The organism is Rhizobium sp. 768_B6_N1_8, from assembly GCF_051811225.1.
In the GTDB taxonomy this organism is placed as follows: domain Bacteria; phylum Pseudomonadota; class Alphaproteobacteria; order Rhizobiales; family Rhizobiaceae; genus Rhizobium.
This window is the reverse complement of record NZ_JBPWPV010000003.1, coordinates 453,844-466,596: the sequence shown is the minus strand read 5'-3', so window position 1 is coordinate 466,596 and position 12,753 is coordinate 453,844. Positions and strand designations below refer to the sequence as shown.

15 protein-coding genes are annotated in these 12,753 nt (G+C 60.8%); 2 read left to right on the top strand and 13 right to left on the bottom strand.

The genetic code is table 11. The features are described 5' to 3' along the window. Window positions 1-15: 15 nt before the first annotated feature. From AB8B33_RS36925 to AB8B33_RS36915, 3 genes are all read right to left on the bottom strand, one after another. Window positions 16-1,359 carry an MmgE/PrpD family protein gene (locus AB8B33_RS36925; RefSeq protein WP_439019263.1) on the bottom strand — a complete coding sequence of 448 codons (1,344 nt, stop codon included), beginning with the start codon at window positions 1,357-1,359 and terminating at the stop codon, window positions 16-18. Then, window positions 1,347-2,426, bottom strand: coding sequence for an ornithine cyclodeaminase (locus AB8B33_RS36920; protein WP_439019262.1), 1,080 nt, complete (start codon window positions 2,424-2,426; stop codon window positions 1,347-1,349). Before AB8B33_RS36920 ends, AB8B33_RS36925 begins: the two co-directional genes overlap by 13 nt. A gap of 846 nt (window positions 2,427-3,272) precedes the next feature. Further along, on the bottom strand, window positions 3,273-3,551 hold the full coding sequence (locus AB8B33_RS36915) for a CrpP-related protein (RefSeq protein ID WP_439019261.1): 279 nt from the start codon (window positions 3,549-3,551) through the stop codon (window positions 3,273-3,275). 248 nt (window positions 3,552-3,799) lie between these two features. Here AB8B33_RS36915 and AB8B33_RS36910 point away from each other — a divergent pair, with 248 nt between their 5' ends. Both AB8B33_RS36910 and AB8B33_RS36905 read left to right on the top strand, forming a co-directional pair. Next, window positions 3,800-4,210: a hypothetical protein gene (locus AB8B33_RS36910; protein ID WP_439019260.1), complete on the top strand. Its 411-nt coding sequence runs from the start codon at window positions 3,800-3,802 to the stop codon at window positions 4,208-4,210. Between the two features lie 38 nt (window positions 4,211-4,248). Further along, window positions 4,249-4,821: a hypothetical protein gene (locus tag AB8B33_RS36905; RefSeq protein WP_439019259.1), complete on the top strand. Its 573-nt coding sequence runs from the start codon at window positions 4,249-4,251 to the stop codon at window positions 4,819-4,821. A gap of 39 nt (window positions 4,822-4,860) precedes the next feature. Here AB8B33_RS36905 and AB8B33_RS36900 read toward each other — a convergent pair whose 3' ends face one another. The 10 genes from AB8B33_RS36900 to AB8B33_RS36855 all read right to left on the bottom strand — a co-directional run bounded on the left by AB8B33_RS36900 (window position 4,861) and on the right by AB8B33_RS36855 (window position 12,295). Then, window positions 4,861-5,202: a hypothetical protein gene (locus tag AB8B33_RS36900; protein ID WP_439019258.1), complete on the bottom strand. Its 342-nt coding sequence runs from the start codon at window positions 5,200-5,202 to the stop codon at window positions 4,861-4,863. A gap of 27 nt (window positions 5,203-5,229) precedes the next feature. Next, window positions 5,230-5,517: a hypothetical protein gene (locus AB8B33_RS36895; RefSeq protein WP_439019257.1), complete on the bottom strand. Its 288-nt coding sequence runs from the start codon at window positions 5,515-5,517 to the stop codon at window positions 5,230-5,232. 73 nt (window positions 5,518-5,590) lie between these two features. Continuing rightward, window positions 5,591-6,484 carry a carbon-nitrogen hydrolase family protein gene (locus AB8B33_RS36890; protein ID WP_439019256.1) on the bottom strand — a complete coding sequence of 298 codons (894 nt, stop codon included), beginning with the start codon at window positions 6,482-6,484 and terminating at the stop codon, window positions 5,591-5,593. Then, complete coding sequence (locus tag AB8B33_RS36885; protein WP_439019255.1) at window positions 6,481-7,134, bottom strand: RraA family protein; 654 nt, start codon at window positions 7,132-7,134, stop codon at window positions 6,481-6,483. Before AB8B33_RS36885 ends, AB8B33_RS36890 begins: the two co-directional genes overlap by 4 nt. Before the next feature lie 24 nt (window positions 7,135-7,158). Continuing rightward, the gene (locus AB8B33_RS36880) at window positions 7,159-8,022 is read right to left on the bottom strand and encodes a TauD/TfdA dioxygenase family protein (RefSeq protein WP_439019254.1); all 864 of its coding nucleotides are present in this window, start codon (window positions 8,020-8,022) and stop codon (window positions 7,159-7,161) included. Window positions 8,023-8,134: 112 nt separating this feature from the next. Next, on the bottom strand, window positions 8,135-9,220 hold the full coding sequence (locus AB8B33_RS36875; protein ID WP_439019253.1) for an ABC transporter ATP-binding protein: 1,086 nt from the start codon (window positions 9,218-9,220) through the stop codon (window positions 8,135-8,137). Then, on the bottom strand, window positions 9,217-10,020 hold the full coding sequence (locus AB8B33_RS36870) for an ABC transporter permease (RefSeq protein WP_439019252.1): 804 nt from the start codon (window positions 10,018-10,020) through the stop codon (window positions 9,217-9,219). Before AB8B33_RS36870 ends, AB8B33_RS36875 begins: the two co-directional genes overlap by 4 nt. Next, window positions 10,017-10,916, bottom strand: coding sequence for an ABC transporter permease (locus AB8B33_RS36865; RefSeq protein WP_439019251.1), 900 nt, complete (start codon window positions 10,914-10,916; stop codon window positions 10,017-10,019). Before AB8B33_RS36865 ends, AB8B33_RS36870 begins: the two co-directional genes overlap by 4 nt. A gap of 9 nt (window positions 10,917-10,925) precedes the next feature. Continuing rightward, a complete protein-coding gene (locus tag AB8B33_RS36860) occupies window positions 10,926-11,942 on the bottom strand; it encodes an ABC transporter substrate-binding protein (RefSeq protein WP_439019331.1) in 1,017 nt (338 codons plus the stop codon). 224 nt (window positions 11,943-12,166) lie between these two features. Then, window positions 12,167-12,295 (bottom strand): hypothetical protein, encoded by a 129-nt coding sequence (locus tag AB8B33_RS36855; protein WP_439019250.1) that lies wholly within the window; start codon window positions 12,293-12,295, stop codon window positions 12,167-12,169. Between the last annotated feature and the right edge of the window lie 458 nt (window positions 12,296-12,753).

Genomic DNA, 12,753 nt, shown 5'->3' with positions numbered 1-12,753 from the left:
GCAGATCCCAGTCTGCTAGCACGTCCGGCGGAGCGCCTGCAGGAGATCAGCGATCGCAGCAGCGCCCCCGCCTGGCAGCGCGGCGACGGCGCCAATGATGTCTTGCTGCTCTGCGTCCTGAAGCTGGTGGCGTGTCAGATTGCGGAATTTCCGGCAGATGGCCTCCCAGCCCATCGGCCGCGTCTTGTCGCCCAGCGGAGTGTGGATATCAGAGGTCAGTTCGAGCGTCCGGGTGCGTATGACGACGCGCGACAGAGTCTGCGCCGGGAAGAACCGGTCGAGATCGGGATCGACGCTCAGCCGAACCTTCTGCGCGAAACGGATCAGGTCCGTTCGGCCAAGCGCAGCTTTATCGATCGGTGCGAGCGCCTGCACGCCATCGACGGCGAGGATCGCCATGCAGAAGGGGAGGCTGTATTGCATGTCGACCAGGCTCTCCGGCGATACCTTGTTGGCAAGCTTCAAGGCCCACGCAAAGGTCTGGACCTCGACCTCGATGATGTCGTCGGGACCAATCGTATCTGCGGCGAGCTCGCTATAGGCGTCGAGTGCGGGGTGAATGTAGCGACAACAGGCATAGGGCTTGAAATAAGTATCGCCGATTTCCCAATGCTCACCGAGTGCGCTTACGAGACGCTCTGCGTCGTAATAATCGGCATGATCGAGAAGATCCTCAGGTCCCGTGAATCCGGCTTGCGCCAGATGAGCCGCAACCATGCCGATCAGGCTGCTCCAGGCAATACCTTCCTTGACGTCATTGCCCGTCAGCTGCGAATAGCCCGAGCTTCCGTTGGCGAGCATGTTCGGCGCCAGTACGCCCGATATCGCCAGCGCCTGCGCAAGACGAGGCGGTTCGAGCTGCAGAAGGCGGCCGGCCGTCGCAGCCGAAGCGAAAGCCGCCCAACGGCCCGACTGGCGCGTCCGGATCCCGCCGGCGCTCTGCGAGGCAGCAATCCGGACCCCGACGTCATAGCCGCAGGTGATCGCTCTCATGAGTTCATTGCCCCCGGCACCGGACCGGCCGGCCATCATCAGCGCCGTCGGGATGACAGCTGCGCCCGGATGCCCGCGAGCGGCACGATTGCCGTCATCAATGTCGAGCGCGGATGCGGCGATGACATTGCAGAAAAGCGCACCTGCGGGTGTGCTCGTGCCTGCGAGCCAGATGACTTCATCGCCGCGGCCAAAGATCGGTCCGGCGATGGCGCGTGCTGCGATCGCCGCCCGCATGTCGATGCCGGCGATAGCGGCACCGATGATGTCGAGGATACAGCGGCGAACCATCTCGGCGATGTCGGCCTGGTGGTCTGCCGGCGCAGTGACGACATGCTCGGCCAGAGCGCGGGTCAGGAGAGGCATTTCCGATCCGCCTCCACCATCGCATGGGTGCGGCAATGTTTCTCGAAACTCGCCTGAGCGACGAAGAGATCGAGCACCGGCAGACCGACACAGGTAATGCAGGTCGGACCGCCGGTGTCTTCATACCACGGATCCGCGCTTGTGAGCTCGCGAATGCCGATGAGCGGGCCGATCGCCTGCAGCGACAGGTCTCTCCTCGAAAAATGCAAGGCGATGCTTTGTGAATTGCGCTTGGAAACGGTCTGCAGGTCGTCGCAGACCATGAGCCCGGTTCGCAGGACACGTCGCAGATAGGTCTCGGGCGCCTCGTTGCCGCCGAGATGGAGCGTGGTCGCCTCGCGCGCCAGGTCCTCGTCGTCGAAAACCGGCTCGCGGGCATTGGATGCCGTGATGACCAAGGAGCAGTTGCGCATGTCCCGGTTGTCGCAGACAGGGACGAGCGGAATGCTCACCTCGTCGGCAAGCGCGATCGCAAGTGCCCGGGCGCTTTCCAATCTGCGGCTACGGATGAAGATCTGTTCGATCCCGTTTCCGTGAGAAAAGGCGAGCGACCGGATGACACTGCGTGCGACAGGGCCGGCGCCGACAACGAAGACGGACGCGGTGCTACCTCGGGCAAGACATTTGTCGGCCACTAGCGAGGCATAGGTTCCGGTCCGATCTGCCGACAGCGCCGTCTCGTCGAGGATTGCCACCGGCCGGAGCGTAAACTTGTCGAGCAGGATGAAAGTCGAGGTCGATCGCGGAAACCCCAGGCTGCGATTGAACGCATTGGCGCCGATGATCTTCACCCCGCCATGTGTCGAGCTGACGCTATAGAGCGATGACAGCTTCCATCCGAGACGTTCCTCGGCAAAATCAGGCTTGAAGGCGGTGTAATCCGGCACCGCCCAGAATTCGTCTTCGGGTAATGACAGCACCGCCTTGCCGCCGCGTGCCGCGCCCGACCGGATCTCAGCCCAGGCTGCCGCCACGGCCTCGTGAACTTCTCCGACCGTCAATGCGCAGCCAATCATGCTGAGCTCGGCCTTCTTCAAAAACGCAACCTCTCCTGACGTATCGGTCATCGTCTCCTCCCTTTCTGCGGTGCGATGAATGCAGTGCCAGTCTAGGGAATTCGCTCGATGCTGGAGGTGAAGTTTTCAGCAAGATTGACGACACGGAGTTGCGGCCATGACGTCATTTCGGAGACATTTCGGCAACGTTTCGCATGACGGCTTCACAGGTTGCTCCGTCACCGTTTCAATCGATGGGCACCCTATCGATCACCCGCATTCTCCGAGATCGTTAGAGAGACCGGTTATGCCATCAGGCCTGTGTCGCGACGCGACGACATAGCTTTTGTCGGTCCCAGTTGCGGCCGATATGCCTGGGTTGCCGGCTTCTCAGAAGAGAGGGTTGAAAAGGGTGACCCCCGGTCAGGGAGAATCACCCTTTTCGTGCTGAGTTCGCGTCATCAGCGGAGCGGAAACTAGCAGACAGATCGCGCTCTTCAATCGGACCAAAGTCCGCCCTTGCCCACCCCTGTCTTTGCCAGCCCGCGGGTGGCGCGCTACACGAATTCCACATCTACCGGCCGCAGCCACGGGTTGCGACCGGTGCTCTGCATTTGGGCCTCTGCTGCCACCTCGGGCTGGTTTGGACCTCAGCGGAAAGCCAGACAGCCACGCACGTTGGCGAAGCTGATCTCGTCCAGGCCATGACGCATTGCTCGCGACATGAGACACGGAGGGAAGCGACGGCTCCGGTGGCTGGTCTGGGCACGACCTTCGCGCGACGAAAATCCTGCTCTCCCACCCACGTCCATCCGGGCACTGCGAACGCGTCATCATTCCCTGACCGACCCCCAGCGGATCGCGAAATCGCAACCCGATCGGGATCCGGCGCCTTGTCGGATTCCAACTCGGTGATCGTCAGGCCGTATGCAGGGAAACCTGGTCGTTCGTGGCCCTGTGTCTCGGTGAGGCCAGCAATTCTCTGACGGAGGTCACGATCTGCCCCTCCCGGCTGGCGCTTTCGATATCCCACCCGAATTTCCAGGCGTCGTGTCGTGCCAGCCAGTCTCCAAGCTCATGATGGTCGGCCGTCGGCATTCTGCTCGGGTCCAGGTACGGGTTTTCGTAGGTCTTCAGCCCGAGAACATAAGCTCTCGCCCCAGCCTCCTGCAAATCCATCAGTTCTTCGATTGTCATGCGCCTCGATCCCCGGGTGAGGGGGATGATAACAAGAGGTCTTGGGCATTCAAGATTTTCCTAATTAAAGCTTCGGCTTAGGTTAATATCGATGCCGGATCGACAGTTCGACCATGCGACACCACCTGTACAACCTGGAGCGTTGACCCTCGCGGTGCGCCTGTATATTGCCACGGCGTTAACTATCCGCGTCCTTGATACTGGCAAAAAGAGCGACTCTGATTATTGATCTTCAAAAGAGGAGCATCATGAGAAACCTGTTTCTGATCGTCGCCGGTATCCTGCTTGTCAGCACACCCGTCCTTGCCCAGTCGAGCGTGACGGCCACGCATACGAACCAACTGATCGAGCACTATCGTGCCTATATCGGCGAGGCCGATCTCTTCAATTCGAAAGGAACGCGGCTCACGCAGCCCTGGCAGATCATCCGCCAGGATCGAGCGAATTTCCATCAGTACGGCGTTCGCGACAATGATGACCAGTCGGACTCCTTCTTTGCCGATCCAGCCAATCGTCAATCGCTCGAGGCCATGCTGCGCAACGGAACGATGACCGGGGAAGCTGCGGCAATGATCGTGCACGGCAATGTCTGGATTGATGTCGATATCTATGGCAGCCAGGGGACTGGACGCTGGATCGACGTGACGGTTTCCGACTGACCGACCGGCCGTCCAACCGAACAGGGAGGGCAACGCTCATGAAGGGCCTCATGGCCACAGGACTTGCGGGTCTGATGGTGATCTTCGGTTCCGCCGCCGATACCTGGTCTGCGCCAGCATTGACATCCTCTGGACAGGCGAACGTGGCTGCGACAGGGATGCCGACAATGCAACATATCGACCCGAACCGGTTTCCGGTTCGCGCGATCTACCGAGGCAAAACCGCCAAGCCCGACTTCCGCGGAGACAATGCATCCTTCCGGACTTTCCGGACACGGATCCGCCAGGGCATGGCGGAAGGCCCGGCCTTCGCGGGCGAGTTCTCCGTCATCCAGTTCGGATGCGGAGCCGGTTGCACGGGGGTCATCATTGCGAGCAACCGAACGGGCAAGTTCTATAATTTTCCAAGGGGCGGCGAGGACAACATGTACCTCACCCTCAAGTACCGACTCGATAGCCGCCTGATGATTGCCCAGTGGGCCTCCTACGACACACAGAAGTGCTTCATGGAATTTTTCGATTTCTCCGACGGGAAATGGCGTCCAGTCGAAAAGCGCGAAATCGGTCCGATGGACAAATGCTACGACGATATCGACGCCAATGGACCTTAGCTGCGCGGCCGGGCTGCACGAGACGGCGCCAAAATCGGCCTAGGATTCGGACCTGAGGGCACTGCTTGCCGCCGGCTTGATCCTGACCAACTGATCGCCACTGTCGGGATCGTAAATCGCGAGGTCGACGACAAAGTCACCGGACCTTGAAACGAGGTCGAGGAGGGCGACGGCGAGCCTGGCGGCGCAGACCGTGTTGGTCGACAGGTCGAGTGTCTCGTCGCTTGTAAGAGCAAGGCGGACGCTGACTTTGCCGTCCGCGGACAAGGCGAAAGGCTGGACGCTCTCGAATTCGAGACAGGCGTCCGCCTCTCCATCCGCAGACGGCCTCCTGGATTCGAAAACCTGCCCGAAAGTCCGTGTCTTTTGTCGTCGGTCCATGGTGTCCCCCGTGTCGGCGTCCTCTCGTCAGTGCAATGACGATCGGTTCGGCTGTCGCTTTGTGACATGCCTCAACACGCCAATGAGGCGAGCGCAAGAGGTGACCACCTCGAAGGCGACGTCCGGATCGCCTTCGCCGATATCGGCTGCCAGCCGTCGCATTGTCTGGGACACGTCCTTGACCAGCAGGGCAAGTTCCTCGTGATCATCCTCGCCAAAATCCTTCAGCAACGCGAGCAGCGTGTCTGCGAAGGAGACCAGTATCGCGATCGTTTGCACCGACGTGAATTGAGGTTTTGTAGGATCGATCCGCATAAGGCCCCGCTTTGCCTGTGACTTGTCGCAAGGATCGGCAAGGTCAAGGGAGAGAAGCCAAGGCGCGGCCGCATTAGCCTCGGTGTTCACGGGCGAGAGCAGGCTTGCCAGCCGTGCCTGTCTTCGCAATTGCGACGGGCATGTCGCTGATATCGATGCGATGATCGTCCATTGGAATCCACGATCGCACTTGCTTCAGCCGCCCCCGGTCGAGCCGCGCGCTGAACACGCCTGCCTCATCGCCGGCCCGCGTCAGAATCTGCCCCCAGGGGTCGCAAATCATCGAGTTTCCGAACATGTGGCGTTCCTCGCCGTCAGGTGCAGTGTAGGAACCGCATTGTCCGCAGGCGACCAGGAACGCCTGGAACTCGATCGCGCGCGCCCGGCACAGCACCTCCCAGTGATAACGACCGGTCTGCGTTGTAAACGCGGCCGGCAGGATGAAGACATCAGCATCATGGCTGGCCAATCGGTCGAACAGCCGGGAAAAGCGAAGATCGTAGCAAATGCAGCAGGCGATCCGAAACCCGTTGAGCTCATAGATCAGCAAGTGGTTTCCGGGCGCGACAGTGTCCGATTCCGCGTAGCGCTTGCCGTCCGGCGCCAGGATGTCGAAGAGGTGCACCTTCCTGTAGGTGCCGACCTGTCTTCCTGAAGCGTCGAATATGACGCTCGTGTTGAAGATCCGGTTATGGCCAGGAACACTCTCGAGAATGCTTCCCGCATGGATCGCAACACCGTGTGCGGCGGCAAAGTGCTGCACCATGTTGTAGGCCCTGCCGCCCGGAACAAGATCCGCGGCCGCCGACTTCTCGACCGTCGTTCCTCCCGTCCAATCGAAATGTTCCGGCAAGACGATGAGATCGGGGCGCTCATCGCGCACCGCCTTCAACATCAGGCGGCTTGCCTCGGAGAGATTGTGGGCCCGGTCAGGCCGGGCGTTCATCTGGATGAGAGAGATCTTCATGCGAGGTCCTGTTGATCGAATGAGAAAATGGAGCTGCCGGAAGCAAGATGGCGGCGCAGCGCGGCCGAGCGTTGCTGGCGGGCGATCGCAACATGGGCAAGCGCGCGCATGCGCTCGGCGTCAGCGACGAAGACCCCCTCGTTGTCTGCAAGAACGGCATAGCATGGAAGCACGGCGGCCGAGCCGCAGGCGATCGGAACATTGATCGACCCACCGATCGCAAAAATCCGGTTTGTGGTGCGCGACGAGACACCGTGACACCAGACGGGAAGTCCAATGTTCCTGATCTCCTCGACGTCGGTGCAGGGGCCGTCGATCACGATGCCACTCGCCCCCTTGGCCTTGGCGGCGGTCGCAACACCGCCGCCGACGCAGGCGACATCGTCGCGGTCGACGCGGGAAATGACCAGCATGTCGCCCGCCTTCAACATGTCGATCGCCTTGTAGATGACAACGCCGTCGCGGCCCGGCGCCGCGACGGTCAAGGCAGGGCCAAAGGCCCGGCATGGAAAGACGGGACGGACATTGGCGCCAACAAAGCCCAGATGCTCGACATGTCCGATCGTTGCGGTCTCGACGGCCGGAAGCATGTCGAGGAGATCCGGGGGTAGGCAAAGCTGGCGTTCATTGGCCCGATAGAAGGGTGTCATGTCACGGTCTTTCCTAAAGGGAGATCAGATCGGGCGCTCGCCCGAAGTCGTCGTGCGATGCATGATGCGGATCGACGCCGGGTCGAAGGAGTCACGCCGGTGCATGGTGCATCGGTTGTCCCACATCATGATGTCGCCCTCGTCCCATCGCTGGACGAAAACCTCCTGTTGGTTGGTCGTATGATCCCAGAGTTCGGCAAGCAGCGCGTTGCTTTCGTCGATCGGCATGCCGACGATCCAGGCACCGTCAGCCGTGCCGCCGAGATAGAGCGCCTTTCGGCCCGTTTCCCCATGCGTGCGAACCAACGGATGGACCATGCCGTTCCACTCGCGGAAATCCTGGCTGGGGGGTGCCACCTCGCCGAGACGGAGTTTGCCGGTCTTGTCATAGACGTGCTGGAAGAAGATCTGGCGGCCGGTGACAAGGTTCTTCAGGACCTGCGGCAGCGTCTCATAGGCAATGTAGGTCGACAGGAAGTACGTATCGCCGCCGGCGGGCGGTACCTTGACGGCCCGCAGGATCGCGCCGGCGGGCGGCTTTTCATAGAACCAGGTATCGGTATGCCAGGTCGCCTCGCTGTTACCCATGGCGCCCGTCGGCATCCCGTCCTTCGTCGTATTGCTGATGACGAGGATCTCCGGATGGGTGGGATGGCCGCCTTCCTGGAGCTGTTTCGGATGGATCACGAATTCGCCGAAATGGCGCGAGAATGCCACCTGATCGGTATCGCTGATCCGGGTGCGCTTGAAGCGCAGCACGCCATACTGGAGCCAGTATTGGCGCAGATCCTCAATATCGCGCGCATCATAATTGTTGAAATCGAACCCCTCGATGTCGGCGCAGACATTGCTCTCCTGCTGCACCGCCTTCAGTCTTTCCTTCAGCATTTCAATCTCCTTCTGTGGTCTTCCTTGAGACCTGCGCCATTCTAGGCTGGCGCAGGACCGCAGCTCCAATATCGATCGCCGCGCATTGATAACGGGAGGCGATCGGTCGCTCTCACCGGGAAAGGGGACGCACATCGGCCGGATCGACCGACACGGTGACGGCCTGACCGGGCTCATAGGAACGGGCCATCGCACTGCCTGGATGGTGCACAACAAGCCGGTGTCCGCCATCCACCACGACCTCCAGCTCTGCATGGGCTCCAAGATCGATCACTCTGTGGATCGTCGCTTCGAGCCGGTTCATGCCATCGGGCACCGCTGCCTTGGCCACGAGCGTCAGGCTTTGCGGTCTGATCGAGCAGAAGCTAATCACGCCGCCGGTGGCCGCAGCCGATCGCGCCCTCAAAACGATCGGGCTGCCGTCGATCGACAGCTTGACGCCGGCGGCCGAGGGCGAGGATGCGCTGACCGGCAGGATGTTCGACCGTCCTATGAAATCGGCAACGAACCGCGAGGCGGGATTGCGATAAATGTCGCCGGGTGTGCCCTGCTGGGCGATCGCGCCAGCGTCCATGACGATAATTCGATCCGACATCGCCATGGCCTCTTCCTGGTCGTGCGTCACGTGGATGAAGGTCATGCCGAGCGTCTCATGGATCTCCTTCAACTCGACCCGCATTGCCTCGCGCAGCTTGAGATCCAGATTGGAGAGAGGCTCATCGAGGAGCAGGACGGAGGGCTTGGGGGCAATCGCCCGGGCGAGCGCGACACGTTGCTGCTGGCCGCCGGAGAGTTCTGAAGGATAGCGTGTGCCGAAGCCGTCGAGACGGACGCTGCGCAGCGCCCTCTCCACAGCCGCGCAGATTTCGATGCGCGGCGCGCCTCGCATGCGCAGCCCGAAGCCGACATTGTCGGCAACCGTCATGTGCGGGAAAAGCGCATAGTTTTGAAACACCAGGCCGAGATTGCGTCTCTCGGGCGGCACTTTCACCTGGCTGCGTCCACGGATCCGGATGTCTCCCTGGCTCGGTGCGCTGAAGCCGGCGATCATGTTCAGCGTCGTCGTCTTGCCGCAACCGGAAGGTCCGAGAATGCTCACGAACTCGCCGGTCGGGACCTGCAGATTGATGTCTCTCACGACGGAAACGTCGCCGAAGGACTTGCTGACCGACAGGAGTTCGATATCGAATTCGCTCATTTGCTTCCTCCATGAAGCTGCGCGGAAAAGCCGCCGACCTTTTCGAAAATCAGGATCACCGCCAGGATGAAAACCATCGACGCGACATTGACCGCCGCCATGATCGGATCGAGGCTGTATTCGAGGTGATTGATGACGGCGATCGGCAGCGTCGTGTCTCCCGGGCGAACCAGAAAGACCGACAGCGGAATGTTGTTGAATGAGATGATGAAGGCGAAGGTCACGCCGGACAGGACGCCCGGCTTGATCAGCGGCAGGACGACATAGAACATCCGCTGGCGCTTGCTGGCGCCGAGGATCTGCGCTGCCCGATCGAGGTTTTCGTCGAAATTCGCAAGTGCGCCTGCCGCCATCCGGATCACGAATGGCAGGGCCAGCACGATATGTGCGGCAATCAGCGCCGGCGTGCCGAGCATTTTCTGCAGGCCGATGATCGACAGGAACAAGACGATCGCCACCCCCTTGACGATCTGCGGAACCGAAAGCGGCGACAAAAGGGCCGCCATGATCGCGCTCGAGCCCGGAATGCGCTCGTAGACAAGCGCAAAGGCGGCAAGTGTGCCGAGAAGGCCGCTGATCGCCGCAACGATCACCGCAATCTGGACGCTCAACAGGAAGGGCTGGAGCCATCGTTCCTCGAAGAGACCGCCATACCAGACCGGTGTCCATTCCCAGGGTCGGAAGGTCACCGTCGCGTTCGGGCTGATCGACGCCGCGATGACGACCAGGAGCGGGAGTGTGATGAAGGCCAGCACCAGAGCGAGCACGGACCAGAAACCAACTGCAATCAATTTCGTCATTGCGTCTGTCCCTTCCGCGGTGATTTGCGGGCTTTGAGGCTTGCCTCCCATCGGATCCCGATCAGCGAGATTGTGAGCATCATCGCAAGCAGGGCGATCGACATGACGCTGGCGAAGGGCCAGTCGATGTAGAACAGCACCTGCTCGGAAATCATCGTCGCAAGCACCTTGAAGCGCGCGCCGCCCAGAAGCGCAGGCGTCGCGTAGGCGCTGGCCGCCATCGTGAAGCTGATCAGCAGCGAGCTGACGATGCCGGGCACGGACAGCGGCAGCACGATGTGACGGATGACGGAGGCTCTGGAGGCGCCAAGCATCTGCGCAGCGCGTTCGAGGTTGACGTCGATCCCCTGGATGCTCGTCATCAACGACAATATTCCAAAGGGCAGCACGACATGCGTCAGCCCGGCGACAACCGCAAACAAGCTCTTCGAGAGGGGAAGCGGCGTTGAAATGATGCCGAGATGGATCAGCGCATCATTGATGAAGCCACGATCCTCGAGGATGATCAGCCAGCCGTAGGTGCGTAGCACCACGCCGGCGAGCTCGGGCGCGAGCGCCAGCGCGAAGACGGCGGTCCGCCAGCGCGAGCGCGAACGGGCGAGGAAATAGGCCACTGGATAGCCAAGCAGTGTGACGGCCACGGCGACGAGGGCCGACATGATCGCCGTGCGGACAAAACCGGCCAGGGACAAACCGTCGACGAAGAAGCGTTCGTAGTTTGCAAGCGTCGGGACAAGGGTCCGGCTATCGAGGAAGCTCATGCCGATCATCACGCCCATCGGAAGCGCGAAGAAGATCGTAAGCAGGAGGCAGGACGGCGCCAGTAGCATCGATGCCGGCGCTCGCATGGAAAGGCGCCCGGAAAAGGCCGGGACAGTGGCGGCAAGCGTTACCATGGAAACTCCTCAACGGGCCTGCGAGACGACGTCTCGGTCCCAGCGTTCGCCCCATTCGGAGAGCTTGTCACCGAGCACGGTCAGATCGGGCATCCTGAGCGATTTGAGATCTTCGGCAGAGGTGATCTGCCGGCGGCGCAGGGCTTCCGGAACCTCGATGTCGGTGCGGGCGCTGCCGACCTTGTAGCCTGTGACCCAGGCTTCCTGGCTGGTCCTTTCGAGGAAGAAATCGATGAAGGATCTTGCCGCGGCCTTATGCTCGGAGCCGACGGGAATGTTCAGCGTCGCAAGAAGCGGGATGGTCCCTTCCTTCGGCCGTACGTAGTCGACGGGCAGACCCTCGTCGACGAGCAGCTGGGCGCGACCGTTCCAGAAGGGCATCGCCCAGACCGTGCCGTCCTTGATGTAGCTTTCGAGGATGGCGGAGGATTGCTCGAAGCCGATCGATTGCCTGGCAAGCCGCGCCATGGCCGCAAAACCCGGATCGATATTGTCGATCAGCCCGCCTCCCTCGGTGATCGACATCATCTCCAGGAGATAGACGGCCATGATATTCTGGAAAGTCGGCAGGACGACCTTGCCTTCCAGATTTGGGCCGAGAAGGTCCGTCCAAGAGGTCGGCGCGGAGCCAAGCCTGTCGGTTCTGTAGAGCAGCGACAGGTACTGGACCTCGTGCACGGCGCCGCAGGGGCCGGCCGCGTCCTGAAGGCTTGCCGTGAGGGAGGCGAGGTTGGGGATTGCGGCGGCGTCCAGCTTGTCCAGCACGCCATCCCGGCAGCCCTGGAGCGACTGCGACGCAGTCATGACGACGACGTCGAAGCCCGGATGCCCGTTGGTCGCCTTGATCTTGGCATAGTCCTGTGAGGCGGAGCCGACAGCGTCATAGACGACATCAATGCCGGTCTTGCGCTCGAATGGCTCGATGATGGCCTGGCGAATGATGGCCTCGTAAGGTCCGCCGTAGCTATTGACCACGAGCGTTTCGGCATGCGCGAGCTCAGGCAGACAGGCTGCAAAGACTGCCATGAGAAGAAGCGGTGATTGGATTCTTCGCAACGTCGGTTTCTCCCGGTTGGTAATGTTCCCGGAAAAAGGGTGACGACGCAGACTTCACACGTCTAATAGCAATTGGCTGGGATTAATGCCTCGGCGATATGAACGGGAACCTCCGCGCCGTCCTGCCGTTTGTCGCTTGAACGACGAGCGAGAAACTGAGACGATGTGGCCTAGGTTGGAGACTTTCCCATCCATCAGATGACGATTGCTGCAGTATAGCATGTCGTGGCGAAGTTCATGGCGAGCTCGTCAGGTTGGCCGAGCTGGAAAACGGCGACCATGTCGTGTGCTTCTGCAATCTCGATGTCGGCCTGATCGATCACGGCGGCGTCTCCAGACGCTTCGCGCCGCAAAACTGTCAGCTATCATCCCCGTCTAAATTGTCGACCTTCAGTCCGCCCGTTCAATTCTACCCTCGATGACGAAAGGCGCAGTCGGTGAAGACCGCGCCCGGCCAAATTCCGTTTAGATGCTCCGGGTGCTATGGCAGGGCCATGGGCTCGCAACACCATTGTGCCACCACTCGGCAAGTGGCTAAGCTGTGAGGTGTAGAGACGCACAGCGCAGGGGAGGCGAGGAATCCAGCGTCACAAGGGCAGCACCAACATCGCAGCGCTTGGGCGAGTACCTGACCTAGATAGGTACGCCGCTCCGGGTCAATCAGGTAATAGGTTTGGCGTAGATCGCCATGGGCTAGAATGGCTTTTCGGCTGGACGAGCCTTTATAGATATTCCTATTGGTCAATATTTAATTGACATTTTCGATACATTATAAAGTTAT